Source organism: Pseudomonas entomophila, assembly GCF_029478665.1.
GTDB classification, from domain to species: domain Bacteria; phylum Pseudomonadota; class Gammaproteobacteria; order Pseudomonadales; family Pseudomonadaceae; genus Aquipseudomonas; species Aquipseudomonas entomophila_F.
This window is the reverse complement of record NZ_JARPQB010000055.1, coordinates 1-26,000: the sequence shown is the minus strand read 5'-3', so window position 1 is coordinate 26,000 and position 26,000 is coordinate 1. Positions and strand designations below refer to the sequence as shown.

At 64.9% G+C, this 26,000-nt stretch carries 20 protein-coding genes and 2 pseudogenes; 17 read left to right on the top strand and 5 right to left on the bottom strand.

The annotated features are described in order from the left end of the window. The first annotated feature begins 12 nt into the window (after window positions 1-12). From dgcA to P5705_RS22440, 4 genes are all read left to right on the top strand, one after another. Complete coding sequence (dgcA, locus tag P5705_RS22455; RefSeq protein WP_277463056.1) at window positions 13-2,073, top strand: dimethylglycine demethylation protein DgcA; 2,061 nt, start codon at window positions 13-15, stop codon at window positions 2,071-2,073. Window positions 2,074-2,250: 177 nt separating this feature from the next. Next, the gene (gene dgcB / locus P5705_RS22450) at window positions 2,251-4,203 is read left to right on the top strand and encodes a dimethylglycine demethylation protein DgcB (RefSeq protein WP_277463055.1); all 1,953 of its coding nucleotides are present in this window, start codon (window positions 2,251-2,253) and stop codon (window positions 4,201-4,203) included. Then, a complete protein-coding gene (locus P5705_RS22445) occupies window positions 4,203-5,435 on the top strand; it encodes an electron transfer flavoprotein subunit alpha/FixB family protein (protein ID WP_277463054.1) in 1,233 nt (410 codons plus the stop codon). Before dgcB ends, P5705_RS22445 begins: the two co-directional genes overlap by 1 nt. An 11-nt stretch (window positions 5,436-5,446) precedes the next feature. Beyond that, window positions 5,447-6,217 carry an electron transfer flavoprotein subunit beta gene (locus tag P5705_RS22440; protein WP_277463053.1) on the top strand — a complete coding sequence of 257 codons (771 nt, stop codon included), beginning with the start codon at window positions 5,447-5,449 and terminating at the stop codon, window positions 6,215-6,217. A 572-nt stretch (window positions 6,218-6,789) separates the two neighbouring features. On the opposite strand, the gene P5705_RS22435 is transcribed toward P5705_RS22440, so the two are convergent. Next, window positions 6,790-7,245, bottom strand: coding sequence for an REP-associated tyrosine transposase (locus P5705_RS22435; RefSeq protein ID WP_277463052.1), 456 nt, complete (start codon window positions 7,243-7,245; stop codon window positions 6,790-6,792). A 160-nt stretch (window positions 7,246-7,405) separates the two neighbouring features. Continuing rightward, window positions 7,406-8,698 (bottom strand): glycine-betaine demethylase subunit GbcA, encoded by a 1,293-nt coding sequence (gbcA, locus tag P5705_RS22430; RefSeq protein WP_011536156.1) that lies wholly within the window; start codon window positions 8,696-8,698, stop codon window positions 7,406-7,408. Window positions 8,699-8,996: 298 nt separating this feature from the next. Between gbcA and gbcB the strand changes: the two genes are divergently transcribed. Further along, on the top strand, window positions 8,997-10,097 hold the full coding sequence (gbcB, locus tag P5705_RS22425; RefSeq protein WP_240065285.1) for a glycine-betaine demethylase subunit GbcB: 1,101 nt from the start codon (window positions 8,997-8,999) through the stop codon (window positions 10,095-10,097). A 125-nt stretch (window positions 10,098-10,222) separates the two neighbouring features. Here gbcB and P5705_RS26480 read toward each other — a convergent pair whose 3' ends face one another. After that, window positions 10,223-11,086, bottom strand: coding sequence for a methyl-accepting chemotaxis protein (locus tag P5705_RS26480; protein ID WP_431196970.1), 864 nt, complete (start codon window positions 11,084-11,086; stop codon window positions 10,223-10,225). Beyond that, a pseudogene (locus tag P5705_RS26475) lies at window positions 11,078-11,833 on the bottom strand (MCP four helix bundle domain-containing protein); the annotation flags it as partial. The gene P5705_RS26480 and the pseudogene P5705_RS26475, both read right to left, overlap by 9 nt. A gap of 291 nt (window positions 11,834-12,124) precedes the next feature. On the opposite strand from P5705_RS26475, the gene P5705_RS22415 reads away from it, so the two are divergent. The 4 genes and pseudogenes from P5705_RS22415 to P5705_RS26465 all read left to right on the top strand — a co-directional run bounded on the left by P5705_RS22415 (window position 12,125) and on the right by P5705_RS26465 (window position 14,764). After that, on the top strand, window positions 12,125-12,355 hold the full coding sequence (locus tag P5705_RS22415; RefSeq protein WP_011536153.1) for a hypothetical protein: 231 nt from the start codon (window positions 12,125-12,127) through the stop codon (window positions 12,353-12,355). After that, the gene (locus P5705_RS22410) at window positions 12,352-12,654 is read left to right on the top strand and encodes a cell division protein ZapA (protein ID WP_011536152.1); all 303 of its coding nucleotides are present in this window, start codon (window positions 12,352-12,354) and stop codon (window positions 12,652-12,654) included. Before P5705_RS22415 ends, P5705_RS22410 begins: the two co-directional genes overlap by 4 nt. Before the next feature lie 172 nt (window positions 12,655-12,826). After that, a pseudogene (locus tag P5705_RS26470) lies at window positions 12,827-13,900 on the top strand (HAMP domain-containing protein); the annotation flags it as partial. 126 nt (window positions 13,901-14,026) lie between these two features. Next, a complete protein-coding gene (locus P5705_RS26465) occupies window positions 14,027-14,764 on the top strand; it encodes a methyl-accepting chemotaxis protein (protein WP_431196969.1) in 738 nt (245 codons plus the stop codon). Window positions 14,765-14,882: 118 nt separating this feature from the next. Here P5705_RS26465 and P5705_RS22400 read toward each other — a convergent pair whose 3' ends face one another. Further along, window positions 14,883-15,923, bottom strand: a complete 1,041-nt coding sequence (locus P5705_RS22400; RefSeq protein ID WP_277463049.1) for a threonine aldolase family protein — start codon at window positions 15,921-15,923, stop codon at window positions 14,883-14,885. A gap of 317 nt (window positions 15,924-16,240) precedes the next feature. On the opposite strand from P5705_RS22400, the gene P5705_RS22395 reads away from it, so the two are divergent. The 8 genes from P5705_RS22395 to P5705_RS22360 all read left to right on the top strand — a co-directional run bounded on the left by P5705_RS22395 (window position 16,241) and on the right by P5705_RS22360 (window position 25,981). Next, window positions 16,241-17,494: a serine hydroxymethyltransferase gene (locus tag P5705_RS22395; RefSeq protein ID WP_277463048.1), complete on the top strand. Its 1,254-nt coding sequence runs from the start codon at window positions 16,241-16,243 to the stop codon at window positions 17,492-17,494. Window positions 17,495-17,509: 15 nt separating this feature from the next. Further along, window positions 17,510-18,760 carry a sarcosine oxidase subunit beta family protein gene (locus P5705_RS22390; protein ID WP_011536148.1) on the top strand — a complete coding sequence of 417 codons (1,251 nt, stop codon included), beginning with the start codon at window positions 17,510-17,512 and terminating at the stop codon, window positions 18,758-18,760. A gap of 16 nt (window positions 18,761-18,776) precedes the next feature. Beyond that, window positions 18,777-19,112 (top strand): sarcosine oxidase subunit delta, encoded by a 336-nt coding sequence (locus tag P5705_RS22385; RefSeq protein ID WP_277463047.1) that lies wholly within the window; start codon window positions 18,777-18,779, stop codon window positions 19,110-19,112. Further along, a complete protein-coding gene (locus P5705_RS22380; protein WP_277463046.1) occupies window positions 19,109-22,126 on the top strand; it encodes a sarcosine oxidase subunit alpha in 3,018 nt (1,005 codons plus the stop codon). Before P5705_RS22385 ends, P5705_RS22380 begins: the two co-directional genes overlap by 4 nt. A gap of 171 nt (window positions 22,127-22,297) precedes the next feature. Further along, complete coding sequence (locus P5705_RS22375) at window positions 22,298-22,930, top strand: sarcosine oxidase subunit gamma (RefSeq protein ID WP_277463045.1); 633 nt, start codon at window positions 22,298-22,300, stop codon at window positions 22,928-22,930. A 12-nt stretch (window positions 22,931-22,942) separates the two neighbouring features. Beyond that, window positions 22,943-23,800: a formyltetrahydrofolate deformylase gene (purU, locus tag P5705_RS22370; protein WP_277463044.1), complete on the top strand. Its 858-nt coding sequence runs from the start codon at window positions 22,943-22,945 to the stop codon at window positions 23,798-23,800. Between the two features lie 255 nt (window positions 23,801-24,055). Next, entirely contained in the window at window positions 24,056-25,255 is a 1,200-nt protein-coding gene (gene fdhA, locus P5705_RS22365) for a formaldehyde dehydrogenase, glutathione-independent (protein ID WP_011536143.1), read from the top strand. 156 nt (window positions 25,256-25,411) lie between these two features. Next, window positions 25,412-25,981 carry a DUF2780 domain-containing protein gene (locus P5705_RS22360; protein ID WP_277463043.1) on the top strand — a complete coding sequence of 190 codons (570 nt, stop codon included), beginning with the start codon at window positions 25,412-25,414 and terminating at the stop codon, window positions 25,979-25,981. Window positions 25,982-26,000 lie beyond the last annotated feature (19 nt).

Here is a 26,000-nt window from a genome sequence, read left to right as displayed (position 1 = left end):
GGAGACAGCGTCATGGCATTCGAAGCAATGTTCCAGCCGATCCAGATCGGCAAACTGACCATCCGCAACCGCGTGCTCAGCACCGCGCACGCCGAGGTCTACGCCACTGACGGCGGCATGACCACCGACCGCTACGTGAAGTACTACGAAGAGAAGGCCAAGGGCGGCATCGGCCTGGCGATCTGCGGCGGTTCGTCGGTGGTGGCCATCGACAGCCCGCAGGAGTGGTGGTCGTCGGTGAACCTGTCCACCGACCGCATCATCCCGCACTTCCAGAACCTCGCCGACGCCATGCACAAGCATGGCGCCAAGATCATGATCCAGATTACCCACATGGGCCGGCGCTCGCGCTGGGACGGCTTCAACTGGCCGACCCTGATGTCGCCATCGGGCATCCGTGAACCGGTGCACCGCGCCACCTGCAAGACCATCGAGCCGGAAGAGATCTGGCGGGTGATCGGCAACTACGCGCAAGCGGCGCGCCGGGCCAAGGAAGGCGGCCTGGACGGCGTCGAACTGTCGGCCGTGCACCAGCACATGATCGACCAGTTCTGGAGCCCGCGGGTCAACAAGCGTACCGACGAATGGGGTGGTACCTTCGAGGGCCGCATGAAGTTCGGCCTGGAAGTGCTCAAGGCGGTGCGCAAGGAGGTCGGTGATGACTTCTGCGTGGGCATGCGCATCTGCGGCGACGAGTTCCACCCCGATGGCCTGAGCCACGAGGACATGAAGCAGATCGCCGCCTACTACGACGCCACCGGCATGCTCGATTTCATCGGCGTGGTCGGCTCGGGCTGCGACACCCACAACACCCTGGCCAACGTCATCCCCAACATGAGCTACCCGCCGGAGCCGTTCCTGCACCTGGCGGCCGGCATCAAGGAAGTGGTCAAGGTCCCGGTGCTGCACGCGCAGAACATCAAGGACCCGAACCAGGCCACGCGTATTCTGGAAGGCGGCTACGTCGACATGGTCGGCATGACCCGCGCACATATCGCCGACCCGCACCTGATCGCCAAGATCAAGATGGGCCAGGTCGACCAGATCAAGCAGTGCGTGGGCGCCAACTACTGCATCGACCGCCAGTACCAGGGCCTGGACGTGCTGTGCATCCAGAACGCCGCGACCTCCCGTGAATACATGGGCGTGCCGCACATCATCGAGAAATCCACCGGGCCGAAGCGCAAGGTGGTGGTGGTCGGCGCCGGCCCTGCCGGCATGGAAGCGGCACGCGTCGCCGCCGAGCGTGGCCACGACGTCACCGTGTTCGAGAAGAAAGAGCAGATTGGCGGGCAGATCACCATCGCCGCCAAGGCGCCGCAACGCGACCAGATCGCCGGCATCACCCGCTGGTACCAGCTGGAGTTCGCCCGCCTGAAGGTCGACCTGCGCCTGGGCACCGCCGCAGACGTGGCGACCATCCAGGACCTGCGCCCGGACATCATCGTGCTTGCCGTGGGCGGGCATTCGTTCCTCGAGCAGAACGAGCACTGGGGCGCCGCCGAAGGGCTGGTGGTCAGCAGCTGGGACGTGCTCGACGGCAAGGTCGCGCCGGGCAAGAACGTGCTGGTGTACGACACCATCTGCGAATTCACCGGCATGTCGGTGGCTGACTTCATCGCCGACAAGGGCAGCCAGGTCGAGATCGTCACCGACGACATCAAACCGGGCGTGGCCATGGGCGGCACCACCTTCCCGACCTACTACCGCAGCATGTACCCGAAAGAAGTGATCATGACCGGCGACATGATGCTGGAAAAGGTCTACCGCGAAGGCGACAAGCTGGTGGCGGTGCTGGAGAACGAATACACCGGCGCAAAGGAAGAGCGCGTGGTCGACCAAGTGGTGGTGGAGAACGGCGTGCGTCCCGACGAGCAGCTGTACTACGCGCTGAAGGACGGTTCGCGCAACAAGGGCCAGATCGATGTGGAGGCGCTGTTCGCCATCAAGCCGCAGCCGATCCTCGGCCAGCCGGGCGAGGGCTACCTGCTGTATCGCATCGGCGACTGCGTGGCCCAGCGCAACGTGCATGCGGCGATCTACGACGCCTTGCGGTTGTGCAAGGACTTCTGATCGCACCGCCTCTAGAGGCGGGATTGGCCCCCCTGTAGGAGCGGATTTATCCGCGATAGCGTCGGCAGAGACAGCTCATCCGCCTGTGCCGGCCTCATCGCGGATGAATCCGCTCCTACAGGGGTCCGCGCCGCTCTTGGGAGCGGCGCAAGAATCCAGCTGTTGTGGGAGCTTCCCATGTTGAACACCCTTCTACCCATCCTGCTGTTCGCCGCCCTTGGCCTGGCGGTGCTCGGCGCCCTGCGTCGGGTGCGCATGTGGCGGCGCGGGCGGCCGAGCAAGGTCGACCTGATCGGCGGCCTGCTGGCCATGCCACGGCGCTACCTGGTGGACCTGCACCATGTGGTCGAGCGCGACAAGTACATGTCCAAGACCCACGTGGCCACCGCAGGCGGCTTCGTGTTGTCGGCCGTGCTGGCGATCCTGGTGCATGGTTTCGGCCTGCACAGCAAGATTCTCGGCTACGCGCTGCTGGTGGCCACGGTGATCATGTTCACCGGCGCGATCTTCGTCTTCAAACGCCGCCTGAACCCGCCGTCGCGCCTGTCAAAGGGCCCTTGGATGCGCTTGCCCAAGAGCCTGTTGATGTTCGCCGCGAGCTTCTTCATCGCCACGTTGCCGGTGGCCGGCATCCTGCCGGAAGGTACCGGTGGCTGGGTGCTTGTCGCGCTGTTGGGCATTGGTGTGCTTTGGGGCGTGTCCGAGCTGTTCTTCGGCATGACCTGGGGCGGCCCGATGAAGCACGCCTTCGCCGGTGCCTTGCACCTGGCCTGGCACCGCCGCGCCGAACGCTTCGGCGGTGGTCGCTCCACCGGTCTCAAGCCACTGGACCTGGAAGACCCGAGCGCGCCACTGGGCGTGGAAAAACCGGTCGACTTCACCTGGAACCAGTTGCTTGGTTTCGACGCCTGCGTGCAGTGCGGCAAGTGCGAGGCCATGTGCCCCGCGTTCGCCGCCGGCCAGCCGTTGAACCCGAAGAAGCTTATCCAGGACATGGTCATCGGCCTGGCCGGTGGCACCGATGCACAGTTCGCTGGCAGCCCTTATCCGGGCAAGCCGGTCGGTGAGCATGGTGGCCATCCGCACCAGCCAATCGTCAACGGCCTGGTCGACGCCGAGACGCTGTGGTCGTGCACCACCTGCCGCGCTTGCGTGGAGGAGTGCCCGATGATGATCGAGCACGTCGATGCCATCGTCGACATGCGCCGCCACCTGACCCTGGAGAAGGGCGCCACCCCGAACAAGGGCGCCGAGGTGCTGGACAACCTGATCGCCACCGACAACCCCGGCGGCTTTGCCCCGGGCGGAAGGATGAACTGGGCGGCCGACCTCAGCCTGAAGCTGCTGTCCGAGGTGAAGCGCACCGATGTGCTGTTCTGGGTCGGCGACGGTGCCTTCGACATGCGCAACCAGCGCACCCTGCGCGCGTTCGTCAAAGTGCTCAAGGCCTCGGGCGTGGACTTCGCCGTGCTCGGCCTGGAAGAACGCGACAGCGGCGACGTGGCCCGTCGCCTGGGCGACGAGGCGACCTTCCAGCAACTGGCCAAACGCAATATCCAGACCTTGGCCAAGTACCAGTTCCAGCGCATCGTCACCTGCGACCCGCACAGCTTCCATGTGCTGAAGAACGAGTACGGCGCGCTGGGCGGCGAGTACCAGGTGCAGCACCACAGCACCTACATCGCCGAACTGATTGCCGCGAACAAACTCAACCTCGGCCAGCACAAGGGTGGCAGCGTCACCTACCACGACCCGTGCTACCTGGGCCGCTACAACGGCGAGTACGAAGCCCCGCGCGACGTGCTCAGGGCGTTGGGTATCGACGTGCGCGAAATGCAACGTTCGGGCTTCCGCTCCCGTTGCTGCGGCGGTGGCGGCGGTGCGCCGATCACCGATATCCCTGGCAAGCAGCGCATTCCCGACATGCGCATGGACGATATCCGCGAGACCCAGGCAGAGCTGGTGGCGGTGGGTTGTCCCCAGTGCACGGCGATGCTCGAAGGCGTGGTCGAGCCGCGCCCCCAAATCAAGGATATCGCCGAGCTGGTGGCCGACGTGCTGATCGAAGACGAAGCACCTGCAACCGCCAAGTCGCAGGCAGCCAAACGTGAACCTGCGGAGGTGCACTGATGACCGACATCATCCGCCGCGACCCACGCGCCGAGTGGATCGCCCGTAACCGCCTACATCCGCTGCATGCGGCGATGCAGACGCAACAGACGAGCTGGATGGGCCCCCACGGCGTCATCCGCAAGAACCCGCACGCGATCGCCGCAGGCTTCATCGGCCCCAACGGCCTCAAGCGCATCGACCGCAGCGGCGCCCAGCAGGGCACCGGCGTGGGCGGGCGGCGCACGGCAGCCGCCGAAGTGCAGTTGCCGCTGCACCAGTTGGCGGAGCCGGCTTTCTACATCGCCGTGGTGCCGGACATGGTCGGCGGCCGCCTGGGCAGCCATGACCGCGACTTGCTCGGCCTGGCCCACAGCCTGGCCGGCAGCGACGGCGCGGTGCTGGCCATCGTTTTTGGCGAACACAAGGAAAACAGCTTTTCCACAGCCGGCGTCGACCGCTTGCTGGTCATCGAGGGCGAGGCGTTCGAGGGTTATGCACCGGAGCAACTGGTGCAGGGCCTGCGGGCTGTGGATAACCAATTGTCTCCACGCCACTGGTTGCTGCCCGACAGCCGTACCGGTGGTGGTGAACTGGGCCGGCGTTTTGCCGCCGCCCTGGGCGAGCGCCCGGCGACGCGGGTGTGGCAGGTCAAGGATGGCCAGTGTATTGGCCGTGCCGGTGCTGGCCAGCAAGATATTCAACGTGATCTGCCACGCGTGATCCTGGCCGCCGCCGAATGCGCCGAGCCGGTCAGCGAAACCCGCCACGAAGCGCTGCCCGTCGAGTTGTCCACAGGCATCGCACGCAGCCTGTCGCGCATCGAGGACCTTGGCCCGGTGGCCGTGGACCCGGCCGCCATCGCCATGGCCGAGGCCGAGTTCATTGTCTCCGGCGGCAACGGCGTCAAGGACTGGGACCTGTACCACCAGGCCACGGCTGCCCTGGGCGCCACCGAAGGCGCCTCGCGGGTGGCGGTGGACGACGGCTTCATGCCGCGCAACCGTCAGGTGGGTGCCACCGGCACCTGGGTCACGGCGCGGGTGTACATGGCTGTGGGTATCTCTGGCGCCATCCAGCACCTGCAGGGCATCGGTGCCTGCGACAAGGTGGTGGCGATCAACATGGACCCGGGCTGCGACATGATCAAGCGGGCCGACCTGTCGGTAATCGGCGACAGCTCGGCGATTCTTCAGGCACTGATCGACGCTGTGGGTAACTACCGCAGCGGCGGCCAGCGCGACGCGGCATAGGGGCAGCGAGCATGAGTACGAAAGTCATCAGCCTGGTCTCGATCGGTGCCCACCCCAGCTCCGGCCGCGCCCGCCGCGCCGAGCAGGATGCCCGCGCCGTGGAACTCGGTTTGCAACTGGCCGGGGATAACTTGCAGGTGGTGCATGCCGGTGACCCTTGTGAAGAGGCCCTGCGTGCGTACCTGGGCATGGGGCTGGCGCATCTGGATGTCCTGGAGCAGCCAGCAGGCGCGGATGTGCTGGGCGTGCTGGGGGATTACCTGCGTGATGCCGGTGCCCAGCTGGTGCTGGCAGGCAGCCAGGCCGAGACGGGTGAAGGTTCGGGCATGCTGCCGTTCCTGTTGGCCGAGAAGCTGGGTTGGCCGCTGGTGGTCGGGCTGGCCGAGGTGGAATCTATCGAGAACGGCACCGCGCAGGTACTGCAGGCCCTGCCACGGGGCCAGCGGCGCCGCTTGAAAGTACGCCTGCCGTTGCTGGCGACTGTGGATAACGCCGCGCCCAAGCCACGCCAGAGTGCCTTCGGCCCGGCTCGCCGGGGTGTGTTGGCGGCGCGCAACGTCGTGGTGGTGGAGGATCCGGTGCTGGGCGAGGATGCTCTGCAACCGGCCCGTCCGCGGCCCAAGCGACTCAAGGTGATCAAGGCCAAGAGCGGCGCCGACCGTATGAAGGCCGCCACGGCCAAGGCCAGTGGCGGGGGCGGCAAGGTGCTCAAGGATGTTTCTCCACAGGAAGGGGCTGAAGCCATCCTCAAGCTGTTGCTGGAGGAGGGGGTTTTACGCTGAGGCGTTGTACCCAAAATCTGTTGGGGCTTCTGTGGATAAAGTGTTTGTGTATTGCTACAGGCCTTTGTTCATGGTGCTTGTAGGGTTTTGATCATTTCTTGACCAGTGAAAGCCACGGCCCGACCGTGGCTTTTTCGTTTCCATGCCGGGGTAAAGGACGAATCTTTCCCACAATGGCTGTTGGTGGGTCTGTGGATAATATGTTTGGTGTGCGCTACAGGCATTGATTCCATTGGCTTTGCCAGTTTTGGTCAAAAACTGATCAGTAGGGCTTTGTTCTGCCTGGAAATCAGTATTTTCAGGGGCTTGTAGCGTTATCCACAGTGGATTCCCGCACAGAGACTGATTTGCTCACAAAGTCTGTTGGCGAAGGTGTGGACAAGTTGTTTGGATAACTCTGGAGCCATTGAATTCATTGGCTTACACAAATTTGATCGAAATTTGATCAGTTTATTGCCGGCAGTTCTCCGAAGCATTTCCACAATTGCTGTTGGCCGTGCTGTGGATAAAGTGTTGGTGGGTGTCTGCGCACCCTACAGAGCGTGGGTTGCGGTGGTTTGGACGTTTTTTGATCAGAGCCAAACGGCGTCCCAGTGTGGATAGTTGCGCAAGCTGCGTACGAGCCCGGACCGCAAGGGGTTGCTGACGATGTAGCGTGCGGCGGTGCAGATGTCTTCGTCCTGGCGCAGGGCGTGATCGTGGAAGTTCTTTTGCCAGAGGCGGCCTTGGCGGGCGGCTGCTTTATTGATGAGCAGCGTGCTCCTGGATTTGACCCGGCGCATGAGGTTCGAAAGTTCGATCTGGCGTAGTTCGATCAGCCAGTGGACGTGGTCGGGCATGACTACCCAGCAGAGGCTGGACACCCACTGCTGGTCGTGGGCATGGCGCAGTTGGGCAACCATTGTGCGTGCGAGGTGAAAGTCGGCGAACAATGGCTGCCTCTTGTCGACCACACTGGTGACGATGTAGAGACGACCTGGTTCGGAATAGCGGCCTTTGCGTAGGTGACGAGCGTGAGCGGGGTTCATCCGTGATCTCCCTTGTGGTCGGGAGAGTCTAGGTGGGCAGTGGCTGCTGACCCCCGAGTATTCTGATGCGGCATGTAACCTGTAGGAGCCAGCCTTGCTGGCGAACCGCGGTGTGATTGTTCGCCAGCAAGGCTGGCTCCTACAGGGCGGGGGGCGCAGGTTACTGTGCCTTGATCTCCTTGAGGTACGACGCAGGCTCCGCCCCAAGGTTGTTCAGCAAACGCTGGCTGTACCAGTCGATGAAATTCACCACGCCGAATTCATAGGTCTTCGAATAAGGCCCTGGCTGGTAGGCCGTGGAGTTGATCCCGCGCTGGTTCTCTTCGGCCAGGCGGCGGTCCTGGTCGTTGGTGGCGTCCCAGACCTTGCGCATGTCCTCAGGGTTGTAGTCGACCCCTTCCACCGCATCCTTGTGCACCAGCCACTTGGTGGTGACCATGGTCTCCTGCGCGCTGATCGGCCACACGGTGAACACGATCATGTGGTCGCCCATGCAGTGGTTCCACGAATGCGGCAGGTGCAGGATGCGCATCGAGCCCAGGTCCGGGTTCTTGATGCGGCCCATCAGCTTCTGGCAGGCCTGCTTGCCGTCCATGGTCATCGACACGGTGCCCTTGAGCAGCGGCATGCGCACGATGCGGTTACGCAGGCCGTGGCTCTTGTGCAGGTAGGGGATCTTCTCAGCTTCCCAGGCGGCGGCGGAGGCGGCCACGTGGTCCTTGAATTCCTGGCTGGCACGCGGGTCGTTGGTGTCGTCCCATTCCAGCAACGTCTTCAGCAGCTCGGGGTGCGAGCCGTTGCAGTGGTAACACTCGCGGTTGTTCTCCAGCACCAGCTTCCAGTTGGCCTTTTCCATCAAGGTGGTCTGCACCGCCACCTTGGTGTTCTCCATGTCGTACGGTTCCATGTAGTGGTCCAGCGTTGCCAGGAACTCGTCGATGGCCGGCGGGTTCTCGGCCAGGCTGATGAAGATGTAGCCACCGGCCACCTTCACGTTCACAGGCTTGAGGCCGTACTGGTTCATGTCGAAATCGGCGCCCATCTCGGTGCCGGCGAACAGCAGGCGGCCATCGAGCTCGTAGGTCCACTGGTGGTACGGGCACACCAGCTTGGCCACCTTGCCCTTTTCACTGACGCACAGCCGCGAGCCGCGGTGGCGGCAGACGTTGTGGAAGGCATGCACCTTACCTTCCGCGCCACGCACCACGATGATCGGGTTCTTGCCGATCTGCAGGGTGATGTAGTTGCCCTTGGCCGGGATCTCGCACACCAGGCCGGCGATCAGCCACTCCTTGTGGAAGATCTCCTGCATGTCGATCTGGAACAGGCGTTCGTCGCTGTAGAACGGTTGCGGCAGCGAGTAGGTGCGCTCGCGGGTCTGCAGCATCTCGGCGGTGGCCTTGCGTGCAGGTTCCAGTGGATCGCCCAGGCTCAGGGTTGCGGTGACGTCCATCGTGTGGTCCTCAGGGCCGTGGTCGGCCGGCGAAAGGTGGCTAATCGTTTCGTTGTTTTTATGCCGCAAGGCTGCTGTGGATAAACAACCTGTTCTTTTGCCGGAGTGTGCGTTCGGGCCGGGAAACGGCCATGTCCACGGGCGACATGGCCGAATCGAATTCCGACGCGCCAACCCTTGTAGCGCGGGGCTGGTCGCGATAAGCACGCCGATGTCGCGGATGGGAATGTACACAGCCCCCGGCTTGCGCATTATCGGAGGCATAAGAAAGGCCGACAGTCGGCTGCTGGAGATGAACATGTCCGATACCTTCCTCAATCCGGTCACCACCCAGACCTGGGCCAATGGCCGCCACATCGTGCGCTGCGTCAAGGTCATCCAGGAGACCTGGGACGTGCGCACCTTCTGCTTCATGGCCGACCAGCCGATCATGTTCTTCTTCAAGCCCGGGCAGTTCGTGACCCTTGAACTGGAGATCGAAGGCAAGCCGGTGATGCGCTCGTATACCATCTCCAGCTCACCGTCGGTGCCCTACAGCTTCTCCATCACCGTCAAGCGCGTACCGGGCGGGCTGGTGTCGAACTTCCTCCACGACACCATGCACGAAGGCGCCGAACTGCCGGTGCACGGGCCGGTGGGGCTGTTCAATGCCATCGACTTCCCGGCGGGCAAGGTGCTCTATCTCTCCGGCGGTGTCGGCATCACCCCGGTGATGTCCATGGCGCGCTGGTTCTACGACACCAACGCCAATGTCGACATGGTGTTCGTGCACAGCGCCCGTTCACCGAAAGACATCATCTACCACCGCGAGCTGGAGCAGATGGCCTCGCGCATCCCCAACTTCAGCCTGCACATCATTTGCGAGAAGCACGGGCTGGGCGAGCCGTGGGCGGGTTACCGCGGCTACCTGAACCAGCGGCTGATGGAGCTGATCGCCCCGGATTATCTCGAGCGCACCATCTTCTGCTGCGGCCCGACGCCCTACATGAGCGCGGTCAAGCGCATGCTCGAAGCCGTCGGTTTCGACATGAAGAACTACCACGAGGAATCGTTCGGCGCGACGCCGCCGGAAGCCAAGGCCGATGCGGTGGAGCACGCCGAGCAGGCCGCCGATGCGCCGGAAGTGGATGTGGCCGACCTCAACCTGGTGGAGTTCGTCGGCAGCGACAAGAGCATCCGCGTGGCCCCGGGCGAGACCGTGCACGCGGCGGCGGCCAAGGTCGGGCTGATGATCCCCAAGGCCTGCGGGATGGGGATTTGCGGCACCTGCAAGGTGCTCAAGCTGGGTGGTGAGGTGGAGATGGAGCACAACGGTGGGATCACTGAAGAGGATGAGGCCGAGGGCTACATCCTGTCGTGCTGCAGCGTGCCGAAGGGGGATGTGCGGATCGAGTATTGATCTGAATACGTATGGGGCTGCTTCGCAGCCCTTTCGCGGCACAAGGCCGCTCCTACAGGGTTACGCGTTTTCCTGTAGGAGCGGCCTTGTGCCGCGAAAAGGGCCGCAAAGCGGCCCCAGCTTTTTCAGGTACGGAACCGCGCTACCAGCCCGCTCAGGTCCACCGCCAGGCGCGACAGCTCGGCGCTTGCCGCGCTGGTCTGGTTCGCCCCGGTGGCACTCTGCACCGACAGGTCGTTGATGTTCACCAGGTTGCGGTCCACCTCGCGGGCCACCTGGGCCTGCTCCTCGGCGGCGCTGGCGATCACCAGGTTGCGCTCGTTGATCTGCGCCACCGCGCCGGCGATGGTGTCCAGCGCCAGGCCCGCGCCACGGGCGATGTTCAGGGTCGACTCGGCGCGCTCGGTGCTGGTGCGCATCGAGTCCACCGCCTGCTCGGTGCCGCCCTGGATGCTGCCGATCATCCGCTCGATCTCGCTGGTGGACTGCTGGGTGCGATGCGCCAGGGCGCGTACCTCGTCGGCGACCACGGCGAAGCCACGGCCGGCCTCACCGGCACGGGCGGCTTCGATGGCGGCGTTGAGCGCCAGCAGGTTGGTCTGGTCGGCCAGGCCACGGATCACGTCGAGCACCTTGCCGATGTCGCGCGATTGCTCGGCCAGGTGGGTGATCAGCTTGGCGGTGGCCTGCACGTCGCCGCTCATGCGCTCGATGGCGCCCACGGTCTCCATCACCAGGTCGCGGCCATCGCCGGCCGAACGGCTGGCTTCGCTGGAGGCTTCCGAGGTGCTCACCGCGTTGCGCGCCACTTCCTCGACCGCGCTGGTCATCTCGGTGACGGCGGTGGCGGCCTGCTCGATCTCGTTGTTCTGCTGTTGCAAGCCGCGGGCGCTCTCGTCGGTGACGCTGTTGAGCTCCTCCGCGGCCGAAGCCAGCTGGGTGGCGGAGCCGGCGATCAGCTGCAGGGTGTCGCGCAGCTTGTCCTGCATCTTGGCCATGGCCTTGAGCAGGCGCGCGGCCTCGTCGGTGCCTTCGGCGTCGATGTGGTGGGTGAGGTCGCCCTCGGCGATCTGCTCGGCGGACTTCAGCGCTTCGTCGATGGGCTTGACGATGCTGCGGGTGAGCAGGAAGGCGAACAGCAGGGTCAGCACGGTGGCGGCCACCAGCAGGCTGATCACCAGGCCGAAGGCGCCGCTGTACTGGCTGGCGGCGGCTGCGTTGGTGGCGCTGGTCTGGTCGGTGTTGATGCGTACCAGGGTGTCCATGACCTTGTTGACCTGCTCGGAGTTGTCCAGCAGTTCGCGGTTGAGCAGGTCGCGCAGGGCGTCGAGGTCGCCGGCCTGGCTCAGGGTACGCATGCGCGCCTCGAGCTGGCGGTACTGGTTGAGCAACTGGCTGTACTGGTCGTAGGCGGCGTGTTCGTCGCTGGCGGCAATCAACGGCTCGTAGGCACGGCGGGCCTTGTCGATCTGCGCGTTGCGCTCGTCCAGCAGGCGCAGGGTCTCCTGTTGGGTGGCCGGCTCGCGGTTGAGCAGCAGGCGGTAGGAGAGGGTGCGCAGGCGCAGGTTCAGCGCGGTCAGCTCATCGAGGGTCTTGATGCTGGGCACGCTGACTTCTTCGATGGTCACGCCGGCCTGGCGGATGTTGCCCATCTGGATCAGGGAGAACACGCCCAGGCCGAGCATCAGCAGGCCGATGACCGAAAACCCGAGCAGCGCACGCGGGGCGATGTTCATGTTGCGTAGGGACATGGAGGCGGTATCCAAGGCAGTGAGGGGGCCGCGATCCATGCGACGGAAAAAGACCTACCTGCCTATCGGTCGTGACCGGCCAGTCTTGAGTGGCGAATGATGAAAGTGTGAAGTCGCTAACGAACTTCCTGACCAGCGGTTGGCGCAGGCCGGAACAAGGGGGGCGATATCCGGTCAACCTCCCCAGGCAAAAACCTTTTGAATCCGATATTTAATGGCGGGGGCGCAGGTTTTTCCTTATCGTGTGCGCCCTTTGCAACAACCCGAGATAGACGCATGTTGGAAACTTCCCTGAATCAACTCGAGCAACTGGTCAGCGACCTGATGCACAAGAACGCGCAACTGGCCGAGCAGAACGCCAGCCTCAGCCAGGAACTGGCCCAGGCCAAGGAAGAGAACGACAGCCTGCAGTTGTCGCTGATGGAACAGGAAGAGAAGCACGGCGCCACCGCCGCCCGCATCCAGGCCCTGGTCGAGCGCGCCAGCGCGGGTGTCGTGAACGCATGAGACGGCCAGAACAGCCGATCAATGTCGTGTCGATCCTTGGCAACGACTATTCGCTGAAGGCCCCCGAGGGCCAGGAAGACACCCTGAACCAGGCCGTGCGCATGCTCAATGTCGCGCTGGCCGAAACCAAGCGCCAGTTCCCGACCCTGATCGGCGACAAGCTGCTGGTGCTGGCGGCCCTGAACCTGTGCTCCAAGCAGATCGAGCTGCAGCGCGAGCACGACCGCACCCTCGAGCGCACCCAGGCGCAGATCGACGCCACCGTCGATGCCATCAGCCGGACCATCGGCGACCAATAACAAAAGAATGCGCAACCCTTGTAGGAGCCAGCCTTGCTGGCGAACAGCCGGGCCAGTAGAACACTGGCACCGCAGTTCGCCAGCAAGGTGGGCTCCTACAAGGGCGCTGGATAAACTGGATACTTGAGTGTATACACTTTCCCAAAAACAATAATTGGCGGGGAAGTTTGGCATGCGCATCTGGCGGCGGAGTATCCAGTGGCAACTGATCGCAAGCATGGGCGGCGCCCTGCTGGCGAGCATCCTGGTGGTGGTGGCGATCTATACGGTGGCGGTCAACCGCCTCACCGAGCGCTACCTGGTCGACACGGCGCTGCCGGCCAGCGTCGAGGCGATTCGCAATGACATCGAGCGCATGCTCGGCCAGCCGCTGGTGGCGGCGGCGGATATCGCCGGCAACACCCTGTTGCGTGACTGGTTGGCCGCCGGGGAGGATTCCGCCGAGCTGCCGCGCTTCATCGAATACCTCGAGGCCGCCAAGCAGCGCAACAAGGCCTTCACCACCCTGTTCGCCTCCACCAGCACCGGCCACTACTACAACGAGAAGGGGCTGGACCGCACCCTCAGCCGCGCCAACCCCAAGGACAAGTGGTTCTATGGCTACATCGACAGTGGCGCCGAGCGCCTGATCAACATCGACGTCGACGGCTCCACGGGCGAGCTGGCGCTGTTCATCGACTATCGGGTGGAGAAGGCCGGGCAACTGGTCGGCGTGGCCGGCATGGGCCTGCGCATGACCGAGTTGTCGAAGCTGATCCATGACTTCAGCTTCGGCGAGCATGGCAAGGTGTTCCTGGTGCGCAACGATGGCCTGATCCAGGTCCATCCCGACCAGCAGTTCAGCGGCAAGCGCCAGCTGGCCGAGCAGCTGGACGCGGAGGCGGCCAAGGCGGTGATGAGCGGTGCCGCTGGGCTGCGCAGCACCCGCTTCGACCGTGACGGGGAGCGCTACCTGGCACTGGGCCTGCCCCTGCGCGACCTGAACTGGACCCTGGTCGCCGAGGTACCGGAAGCCGAGATCTATGCCCAGATGCGCCACGCCGTCTGGCTGACCAGCCTGATCGGCGGCGCGGTCGCCCTGGTGTCGCTGTTGCTGGTGGTGCTGCTGGCGCGCGGGTTGGTGCGGCCGATCCGTCAGGTCACCGCAGCGTTGGTGCAGATCGGCAGTGGTGGAGGCGACCTCAGCCATCGCCTGGACGATTCGCGCCAGGACGAGCTGGGCGACCTGGCCCGGGGTTTCAATCGTTTCCTCGACAGCCAGCGCGGGCTGATCGGCGAAGTGCTGCGCACCACCGAGCGCCTGCATCAGTCGGTGGAGCAGGTGACCCAGGTTGTGGATAACACCGCTGATCGCTCCGGGCGGCAGCAGGAAATGACCGAAATGGTCGCCACGGCCGTTCACGAAATGGGCCTGACCGTGCAGGACATCGCGCAGAACGCCGGCGCTGCCGCCCACGCTTCGCAGTCGGCGCGCGACGAGGCGCTGCAGGCGCGGGAAGTGGTGCGTCGTTCGATCCACGGTATCGAGGGCATGTCCGGCGAGATCGGCCGCGCCGCCGAGGCGGTCGCGCAACTGGCCGACGAGGTGGCCTCGATCGATGAGGTGCTGGCGGTGATCCGCAGCATTTCCGAACAGACCAACCTGCTGGCGCTCAATGCCGCCATCGAGGCCGCACGAGCGGGGGAAATGGGGCGTGGCTTTGCCGTGGTCGCCGATGAGGTGCGCACCCTGGCACGGCGCACCCAGGTGTCCACCGACGAGGTGCAGCAGATGATCCACCGACTCAAGCAGGGCGCGGGCACCGCCGTGGCGTCGATGCAGGCGGGACAGCAGGCGACCGGTAGCGGTGTCGAATCAAGCCAGCGTACGGGCACCTCGCTGGGGGCGATCACCGATCAGGTCGAGCGCATCAGCGACATGAACCACCAGGTGGCCACGGCGACCGAGGAACAGTCTGCGGTAACCGAGGAGATCAACCGCAACGTGCAAGGGATTTCCGACCTGGCGCGGCAGACGGCCAGCGAAGTGCAGGGGTGTCGCGAGGAGTGCCAGGCATTGCGTGGACTGGCCGATGATCTGGCGCGGCAGATGGGGGGCTTCCGGCTTTAGGCCGCTGGGGCCGCGTTGCGGCCCTTTCGCGGCACAAGGCCGCTCCTACAGGTATTGCGATCCCCTGTAGGAGCGGCCTTGTGCCGCGAAAGGAGGGCGAAGCCCTCCCAGTATCGAATCAGGCGCCGAAGATGGCGCGGATATCTGCCGCCAGTTCGCGCACCCGCGACTCCTGCGTGTCCCACGAGCACATGAACCGCGCGCCGCCGCTACCAATGAAGGTGTAGAAGCGCCAGCCCTTGTTGCGCAGGGCCTCCAGCGCATGCTCCGGCATCTGCAGGAACACCCCGTTGGCCTCCACCGGGAACATCAGTTCCACCCCCGGCAGGTCACTCACCAACGACGCCAGCAGCTGCGCGCAGTGGTTGGCGTGGTTGCCATGGCGCAGCCAGGCGCCATCTTCCAGCAACCCGACCCACGGTGCCGACAAAAAGCGCATCTTCGACGCCAGTTGCCCGGCCTGCTTGCAGCGGTAGTCGAAGTCGTCGGCCAGGTCGCGGTTGAAGAACAGGATCGCCTCGCCCACCGCCATGCCGTTCTTGGTGCCGCCGAAGCACAGCACATCGACGCCGGCCTTCCAGGTCAGCTCGGCCGGCGAGCAGCCGAGGAACGAACAGGCGTTGGTGAAGCGCGCGCCGTCCATGTGCAGGTTCAGGCCCAGCTTCTTGCAGGTGGCGCTGATCGCCTTGAGCTCTTCAGGGCGATACACGGTGCCCACTTCGGTGGCCTGGGTGATGGTCACCACGCGGGGCTTGGGGTAGTGGATGTCCTGGCGCTTGAGCGCCACCTCGCGGATCGACTCGGGCGTCAGCTTGCCGTTGACGCTGGCGGCGGTCAGCAGCTTGGAGCCGTTGGAGAAGAATTCCGGCGCGCCGCATTCGTCGGTCTCGACGTGGGCGGTCTCGGAGCAGATCACGCTGTGGTAGCTCTGGCACAGCGAGGCCAGGGCCAGGGAGTTGGCGGCGGTGCCGTTGAAGGCGAAGAACACCTCGCAGTCGGTCTCGAACAGCTTGCGGAAGTATGCCGAGGCGCGTTCGGTCCACTGGTCGTCGCCGTAGGCGCGCTCATGACCGTGGTTGGCCTTTTCCATGGCGGCCCAGGCTTCGGGGCAGATGCCGGAGTAGTTGTCGCTGGCGAATTGTTGATTGTTGTCGGTCATGACGCCTGTCCTTTTGTACGACGCAGGCACGCACTCTAAACCATCGATTCAGCGGTTGCCTATACAGGCTACGACGCTTACCGGTAGGAGCCAGCCTTGCTGGCGATGCAAGGCGCAGCCTTGCCCATGGCAGTCAAAGCGGTTCGCCAGCAAGGCTGGCTCCTACAGGCCCGTGCGACGCTTGCAGGCCAATGTCGTAAACGCGCCATTGCAAGGCGCGCGCAGGCATCTGTGCCGCCGTGCCCGGTCATACCATCGCTGCAAAGGGTGGGAAAACCCTCACCAGACAAGAAACGATCGCTGCCGGGAGATACACGATGTTCAGCAAGCAAGACCAGATCCAGGGTTATGACGACGCACTGCTGGCGGCGATGAATGCCGAGGAGCAGCGCCAGGAAGATCACATCGAGCTGATCGCCTCGGAGAACTACACCAGCAAGCGCGTGATGCAGGCCCAGGGCAGCGGCCTGACCAACAAGTACGCCGAGGGCTACCCGGGCAAGCGCTACTACGGTGGCTGCGAGCACGTCGACAAAGTCGAAGCCCTGGCCATCGAGCGTGCCAAGCAGCTGTTCGGCGCCGACTACGCCAACGTCCAGCCGCACTCCGGCTCCTCGGCCAACAGCGCCGTGTACCTCGCCCTGCTGCAAGCCGGCGACACCATCCTGGGCATGAGCCTGGCCCATGGCGGCCACCTGACCCACGGTGCCAAGGTGTCGTCCTCGGGCAAGCTGTACAACGCCGTTCAATATGGTATCGACACCGCTACCGGCCTGATCGACTACGACGAAGTCGAGCGCCTGGCGGTCGAGCACAAGCCGAAGATGATCGTCGCCGGCTTCTCGGCCTACTCGAAGACCCTGGATTTCCCGCGTTTCCGCCAGATCGCCGATAAAGTCGGCGCGCTGCTGTTCGTCGACATGGCCCACGTCGCCGGCCTGGTCGCCGCTGGTCTGTACCCCAACCCGATCCCCTTTGCCGACGTGGTCACCACCACCACCCACAAGACCCTGCGCGGTCCGCGTGGCGGCCTGATCCTGGCCAAATCCAACGAAGAGATCGAGAAGAAGCTCAACGCCGCCGTGTTCCCCGGCGCCCAGGGCGGCCCGCTGATGCACGTGATCGCCGCCAAGGCGGTGTGCTTCAAGGAAGCGCTGGAACCCGGCTTCAAGGCCTACCAGAAACAGGTCATCGAAAACGCCCAGGCCATGGCCCAGGTGTTCATCGAGCGCGGCTACGACGTGGTCTCCGGCGGTACCGACAACCATCTGTTCCTGGTCAGCCTGATCCGCCAGGGCCTGACCGGCAAGGACGCCGACGCCGCTCTGGGCCGCGCCCACATCACCGTCAACAAGAACGCCGTGCCCAACGACCCGCAGTCGCCGTTCGTCACCTCGGGCCTGCGCATCGGCACCCCGGCCGTCACCACCCGTGGCTTCAAGGTCGCCCAGTGCGTGGCGCTGGCCGGCTGGATCTGCGATGTGCTGGACAACCTGGGCGACGCCGATGTCGAGGCCGATGTGGCCAAGAACGTCGCCGCCCTGTGCGCCGACTTCCCGGTCTACCGCTGAGTGGAGCAGAACACCATGCAACGTTATTCAGGCTTCGGCCTCTTCAAGCACTCCCTCAGCCACCACGAGAACTGGCAGCGCATGTGGCGCACGCCAACCCCGAAAAAGGTCTACGACGTGGTCATCGTCGGCGGTGGCGGCCATGGCCTGGCCACCGCCTACTACCTGGCCAAAGAGCACGGCATCACCAACGTGGCGGTGGTCGAGAAGGGCTACCTGGGTGGTGGCAACACCGCCCGCAACACCACCATCGTGCGTTCCAACTACCTGTGGGACGAGTCGGCGCACCTGTACGAGCACGCCATGAAACTGTGGGAAGGGCTCTCGCAAGACATCAACTACAACGTGATGTTCTCCCAGCGCGGCGTGTACAACCTGTGCCACACCCTGCAGGACATCCGCGACTCCGAGCGCCGGGTCAACGCCAACCGCCTCAATGGCGTGGACGGCGAGCTGATCCGCACCGAGCAGGTCGCGGCCGAGATCCCGTACCTCGACTGCTCGAAGAACACCCGCTATCCGATCCTCGGCGCCACCGTCCAGCGCCGTGGCGGCGTGGCCCGTCACGACGCCGTGGCCTGGGGCTTCGCCCGCGCCGCCGACGCCCTGGGCGTGGACCTGATCCAGCAGACCGAGGTGATCGGCTTCCGTAAAGAGAACGGCGCCGTGATCGGCGTCGAAACCAACAAGGGCTTCATCGGCGCCAAGCGCGTCGGCGTGGTCACCGCCGGCAACTCCGGGCACATGGCCAAGCTGGCCGGTTTCCGCCTGCCGCTGGAGTCGCACCCGTTGCAGGCGCTGGTCTCCGAGCCGATCAAGCCGATCATCGACAGCGTGATCATGTCCAACGCCGTGCACGGCTACATCAGCCAGTCCGACAAGGGCGACCTGGTGATCGGCGCCGGTATCGACGGCTGGGTCGGCTACGGCCAACGCGGCTCCTACCCGATCATCGAGCACACCCTGCAGGCGATCGTCGAGATGTTCCCGATCCTCTCCCGCGTGCGCATGAACCGCCAGTGGGGCGGCATCGTGGATACCACGCCGGATGCCTGCCCGATCATCTCCAAGACCCCGGTGAAGAACATGTTCTTCAACTGCGGCTGGGGCACCGGCGGCTTCAAGGCCACCCCCGGCTCGGGCAACGTGTTCGCCGCGAGCCTGGCCAAGGGCGAGATGCACCCGCTGGCCGCGCCTTTCTCCATCGACCGTTTCTACAACGGTGCGCTGATCGACGAACACGGCGCCGCTGCCGTCGCCCACTGACCCGGAGACAACCGTCATGTTGCAAATCTTCTGTCCCCACTGCGGCGAGCTGCGCTCCGAGGAAGAGTTCCACGCATCGGGCCAGGCGCACATCGCCCGCCCGCTGGACCCGAACGCCTGCTCCGACGAGGAGTGGGGCACCTACATGTTCTTCCGCGACAACCCGCGTGGCATCCACCACGAACTGTGGGACCACGTCGCCGGCTGCCGCCAGTACTTCAACGTCACCCGTGACACCGTGACCTACGAGGTCCTGGAAACCTACAAGATCGGCGACAAGCCGCAGGTCACCGCCACCTCGAAACAGAGCACCGCGCCAGCGACCGCCAAGGGCCAAGGGGAAAAAGTATGAGCCAGACCTATCGCCTCGCCAGCGGCGGCCGTATCGACCGCAGCAAGGTGCTGAACTTCAGCTTCAACGGCAAGACCTACCAGGGCTATGCCGGTGACACCCTGGCCGCCGCGCTGCTGGCCAACGGCGTCGACATCGTCGGGCGCAGCTTCAAGTACTCGCGTCCCCGCGGGATCATCGCCGCCGGCACCGAAGAGCCGAACGCCATCCTGCAGATCGGCTCCAGCGAAGCCACCCAGATCCCCAACGTGCGTGCCACCCAGCAGGCCCTGTATGCCGGCCTGGTGGCCACCAGCACCAACGGCTGGCCGAACGTCAACAACGACATGATGGGCATCATCGGCAAGGTCGGCGGCAACATGATGCCGCCCGGGTTCTACTACAAGACCTTCATGTACCCCAAGTCGTTCTGGATGACCTACGAGAAGTACATCCGCAAGGCGGCGGGCCTGGGTCGCGCGCCACTGCAGAACGACCCGGACAGCTACGACTACATGAACCAGCACTGCGACGTGCTGATCGTCGGTGCCGGCCCTGCCGGCCTGGCGGCTGCCCTGGCCGCCGCACGTAGCGGTGCCCGGGTGATCCTGGCCGACGAGCAGGAAGAGTTTGGCGGCACCTTGCTCGACAGCCGCGAGACGCTGGATGGCAAGCCGGCCGCCGACTGGGTCAACGCCGTCGTCGCCGAGCTGGAGTCGCTGCCGGAGGTCACCCTGCTGCCGCGCAGCACGGTCAACGGCTACCACGACCATAACTTCCTCACCATTCACGAGCGCCTCACCGACCACCTTGGCGACCGTGCGCCAATTGGCCAGGTACGTCAGCGTGTGCACCGTGTCCGTGCCAATCGCGTCGTGCTGGCTGCGGGCGCCCACGAGCGTCCGCTGGTGTACGGCAACAACGACCTGCCGGGCAACATGCTGGCGGGTGCCGTGTCCACCTACGTACGCCGTTATGGCGTGGCCCCGGGCCGCAAGCTGGTGCTGTCGACCAACAACGACCACGCCTACCGTTGCGCGCTGGACTGGCACGACGCTGGCCTGCAGGTGGTCGCCATCGCCGACGCCCGCCACAACCCACGCGGCTCGTTGGTCGAAGAGGCGCGCGCCAAGGGTATCCGCATCCTCACTTCCAGCGCCGTGATCGAGGCCAAGGGCAGCAAGCACGTCACCGGCGCCCGTGTGGCCGCCATCGATGTGCAGGCGCACAAGGTCACCAGCCCGGGGGAAACCCTGGAATGCGACCTGATCGCGACTTCCGGCGGCTACAGCCCGGTCGTGCACCTGGCCTCGCACCTGGGCGGCCGCCCGGTGTGGCGTGAAGACATCCTCGGCTTCGTGCCGGGCGATGCACCGCAGAAGCGTGTTTGCGTCGGCGGTGTGAACGGTGTCTACGCCCTGGGCGATGTGATCGCCGACGGTTTCGAAGGCGGCGTGCGCGCGGCCACCGAGGCCGGCTTCAAGGCCAGCGCCGGCACCCTGCCGAAAACCCTGGCGCGCAAGGAGGAGGCCACTGTTGCGCTGTTCCAGGTGCCCCACGACAAGGGCACCGCCCGAGCGCCGAAGCAGTTCGTCGATCAGCAGAACGACGTCACCGCCGCTGCCATCGAGCTGGCCACCCGCGAAGGCTTCGAGTCGGTCGAGCACGTCAAGCGCTACACCGCCCTGGGCTTCGGCACCGACCAGGGCAAGCTGGGCAACATCAACGGCCTGGCCATCGCCGCCCGTTCGCTGGGGATCGGCATCCCGGAAATGGGCACCACCATGTTCCGCCCCAACTACACGCCGGTGACCTTCGGCGCGGTGGCGGGCCGGCACTGCGGCCACCTGTTCGAGCCGGTGCGCTTCACCGCCCTGCACGCCTGGCACATCAAGAACGGCGCCGAGTTCGAGGACGTCGGCCAGTGGAAGCGCCCGTGGTACTTCCCCAAGCCCGGCGAAGATATCCACACCGCCGTGGCCCGTGAATGCAAGGCCGTGCGTGACAGCGTCGGCCTGCTGGATGCCTCGACCCTGGGCAAGATCGACATCCAGGGCCCGGACGCCCGCGAGTTCCTCAACCGCATCTACACCAACGCCTGGACCAAGCTCGACGTGGGCAAGGCCCGCTACGGCCTGATGTGCAAGGAAGACGGCATGGTCTTCGACGACGGCGTGACCGCCTGTGTCGGCGACAACCACTTCATCATGACCACCACCACCGGTGGCGCCGCCCGCGTGCTGCAGTGGCTGGAGCTGTACCACCAGACCGAATGGCCGGAGATGAAGGTGTACTTCACCTCGGTCACCGACCACTGGGCGACCATGACCCTGTCCGGCCCCAACAGCCGCAAGTTGCTGGCCGAGGTCAGCGACATCGACCTGGACAAGGAAGGCTTCCCGTTCATGAGCTGGAAGGAGGGCCTGGTCGGCGGCGTGCCGGCGCGGGTGTTCCGCATCTCGTTCACCGGCGAGCTGTCGTACGAGATCAACGTCCAGGCCAACTACGCCGTGGGCGTGCTGGAGCAGATCGTCGAGGCGGGTAAAAAGTACAACCTCACGCCTTACGGCACCGAGACCATGCACGTGCTGCGCGCCGAGAAGGGCTTCATCATCGTCGGCCAGGACACCGACGGTTCGATGACCCCGGACGACCTCAACATGAGCTGGTGCGTGGGCCGCAACAAGCCGTACTCGTGGATCGGCCTGCGTGGCATGAACCGCGAGGACACCGTGCGCGAGAACCGCAAGCAGTTGGTGGGCCTGAAGCCTGTGGACCCGAACGTGTGGCTGCCGGAAGGCGCCCAGCTGGTGTTCGACCCGAAGCAGCCGATCCCGATGGACATGGTCGGCCACGTCACCTCCAGCTATGCAGCCAACTCCCTGGGTTATTCCTTCGCCATGGGCGTGGTCAAGGGCGGCCTCAAGCGCCTGGGCGAGCGGGTGTATTCACCCCAGGCCGACGGCAGCGTGATCGAGGCCGAGATCGTGTCTTCGGTGTTCTTCGACCCGAAAGGCGAGCGGCAGAACGTCTAAGGCCCGGAAGGCAAACGGTGTCTGGCTGGCAATGAGGTCCCTGTAGGAGCGGGTTTACCCGCGAATAGGGCGGTGAAACCACCATCGCATTCGCGGGTAAACCCGCTCCTACAGGATGTGCCGCCGACCCGAACACCGGTTGAGACCCACAGAATTCAAGGCAGGTAAGAAATGAGCGCTATCAACGTCTTCCAGCAAAACCCCGGCAGTGATGCCAAAGCCCAGTCGCCGCTGCACCATGCCGACCTGGCCAGCCTGGTTGGTAAAGGTCGCAAGAACGCAGGCGTGACCCTGCGCGAAAAGAAATTGCTCGGCCATCTGACCATCCGTGGCAATGGCCACGACCAGGCCTTCGCCGGAGGCGTGCACAAGGCCCTGGGCCTGGAGCTGCCGGTGGCCCTGACCGTGGTCGCCAACAACGAGATGTCGCTGCAATGGATGGGCCCGGACGAGTGGCTGCTGATCGTCCCCGGCGGCCAGGAGTTCGCCGTCGAGCAGAAGCTGCGCGACGCCCTCGATGGCCAGCACATCCAGGTGGTCAATGTCAGCGGCGGGCAGACCCTGCTCGAACTGCGCGGCCCCAACGTGCGCGACGTGCTGATGAAATCCACCAGCTATGATGTACACCCGAACAACTTCCCGGTCGGCAAGGCCGTCGGCACCGTGTTCGCCAAGTCGCAGCTGGTGATCCGCCGCACCGCCGAGGACACCTGGGAGCTGGTGATCCGCCGCAGCTTCTCCGACTACTGGTGGCTGTGGCTGCAGGACGCGTCGGCCGAGTACGGCCTGGCCATCGAAGCGTAAGGAGCAGTCATCATGAGTCGGGCACCGGACACCTGGATTCTCACTGCCGACTGTCCGAGCATGCTCGGCACGGTCGATGTGGTGACGCGTCATCTCTACGAGCAGCGCTGCTACGTCACCGAGCACCATTCCTTCGATGACCGGCTGTCGGGGCGGTTTTTCATTCGCGTGGAGTTCCGCGCCCCGGACGGCTTCGACGAGAACGCCTTCCGCGCGGGTTTGGCCGGGCGCAGCGAAGCGTTCGGCATGGCCTTCGAGCTGACCGCGCCGAACCACCGCCCCAAGGTGGTGATCATGGTGTCCAAGGCCGACCACTGCCTGAACGACCTGCTGTACCGCCAGCGCATCGGCCAACTGGCCATGGACGTGGTCGCGGTGGTGTCCAACCACCCCGACCTCGAGCCCTTGGCGCATTGGCACAAGATCCCCTACTACCACTTCGCCCTCGACCCCAACGACAAGCCCGGGCAGGAGCGCAAGGTGCTGCAGGTGATCGAGGAAACGGGTGCCGAACTGGTGATTCTTGCCCGCTACATGCAGGTGCTGTCGCCGGAGCTGTGCCGGCGGCTGGATGGCTGGGCGATCAACATCCATCACTCGCTGCTGCCGGGGTTCAAGGGTGCCAAGCCTTATCACCAGGCCTACAACAAGGGTGTGAAGATGGTCGGTGCCACGGCGCACTACATCAACAACGACCTGGACGAAGGGCCGATCATCGCCCAGGGGGTCGAGGTGGTGGACCATGCCCACTATCCCGAGGACCTGATCGCCAAGGGCCGCGATATCGAATGCCTGACCCTGGCGCGGGCGGTGGGCTATCACATCGAGCGGCGGGTGTTCCTCAACGCCAATCGCACCGTGGTTCTCTGATTTGCCACGATCCCTGTAGGAGCCAGCCTTGCTGGCGAACCGCCGCGCCACGCAGTTGCTGCTGTTCGCCAGCAAGGCTGGCTCCTACAGGGTAGGCGGTGCTTCGGCGCAATCAGGCATCCCCCTGTCGCATCCAGTCACCGCCCCACCGCTTATCCAGCCCACAATCCCCTCATTCCAGTAACACAGGCCGCCCACGGACGGCGGCGCTTTCCACCACCGCTGCATAACTACAAATCAAGCGAGGTAAGAAGCATGTCTGGTAACCGTGGAGTGGTGTATCTCGGCGCGGGCAAGGTCGAGGTGCAGAAGATCGACTACCCAAAAATGCAGGACCCGCGCGGCAAGAAGATCGAGCACGGGGTCATCCTCAAGGTGGTCTCCACCAACATCTGCGGCTCTGACCAGCACATGGTCCGTGGCCGCACCACCGCCCAGGTCGGCCTGGTCCTGGGCCACGAAATCACCGGTGAAATCGTCGAAATGGGCCGTGACGTCGAACGCCTGAAAATCGGCGATCTGGTGTCGGTACCCTTCAACGTCGCCTGCGGCCGCTGCCGCTCGTGCAAAGAGATGCACACCGGCGTCTGCCTCACCGTCAACCCGGCCCGCGCCGGCGGCGCCTACGGCTATGTCGACATGGGCGACTGGACCGGTGGCCAGGCCGAGTACGTGCTGGTGCCCTATGCCGACTTCAACCTGCTGAAACTGCCCGACCGCGACAAGGCCATGGAGAAGATCCGCGACCTGACCTGCCTGTCCGACATCCTCCCCACCGGTTACCACGGTGCCGTCACCGCCGGTGTTGGCCCGGGCAGTACCGTGTACGTCGCCGGTGCCGGCCCGGTCGGCCTGGCCGCCGCCGCTTCCGCTCGCCTGCTGGGCGCGGCCTGCGTCATCGTCGGCGACCTCAACCCGGCCCGCCTGGCCCACGCCAAGTCGCAAGGTTTCGAAGTGGTCGACCTGTCCAAGGACACCCCGCTGCACGAGCAGATCATCGATATCCTCGGCGAGCCGGAGGTGGACTGCGCCGTCGATGCGGTTGGCTTCGAGGCCCGCGGCCACGGCCATGAAGGTGCCAAGCACGAAGCCCCGGCCACCGTGCTCAACTCGTTGATGCAGGTGACCCGCGTGGCCGGCAAGATCGGTATCCCCGGCCTGTACGTGACCGAGGACCCGGGCGCGGTGGATGCCGCCGCCAAGATTGGCGCCCTGAGCATTCGCTTCGGCCTGGGTTGGGCCAAGTCGCACAGCTTCCACACCGGGCAGACCCCGACCATGAAGTACAACCGTCAGCTGATGCAGGCGATCATGTGGGACCGCATCAATATCGCCGAAGTGGTGGGGGTGCAGGTGATCAGCCTGGACCAGGCACCTGAAGGGTATGGCGAGTTCGATGCGGGTGTGCCGAAGAAATTCGTGATCGACCCGCACAAGACCTTCAGCGCTGCGTGATGGCTGGCAGTGGGGGCGCCACCGGAGGGGTGGTGGCCCCACGCTGCGCAGGCCGGCCCGTCGGGATGAACACCGATGGCCGGGCTGGAACAAACCTTCGGTAGCCCAGTCCAACCCCTCGTTTCCCGGCCATCCCGGCCGACGAGGTCCCTCCCGATGAAAGCATTCACCCTGGCAACCCTGATGACCCTGGCCGCAAGCCCGGTGTTCGCCCTCAACCTCGGCGATGTCGCCAATGCGGTGTCCGCTGTGCAAAGTCCGCAGCAACAGGGCCAGGTGCAGGCACCGGCGGCCCAGGCCAACCTGCTCAACAGCCTGGGCAGCGAGCTGAAGATCACCCCTGAGCAGGCTATCGGCGGGGCGGGGGCGATGCTGGGGCTGGCGCGCAACAATCTTAGCGGCGACGACTACGGGCAACTGGCCAAGGCCGTGCCGGGCCTGGACCTGCTGTCCGGCAACAATGCTCTGGGCGGGCTGAGTGGCCTGGGCCAGTTGCTGGGCAATGACAAGAATTCCTCCGCCCTGAGCAACGCCCTGGGCGGTGAGGTGCAGAACCGCAATGACCTGGACACCGTGTTCAAGGCGCTGGGCATGGAGACCGGGATGATCGGCCAGTTCGCGCCGTTGATCCTCCAGTACCTGGGGCAGCAGGGTATCGCCAGCTCGCTGTTGCAGAACCTGGGCAACCTGTGGGCCACCCCGGCCGCTGTCGCACCCTCGGTCTGACACGTACCTTTGTAGGAGC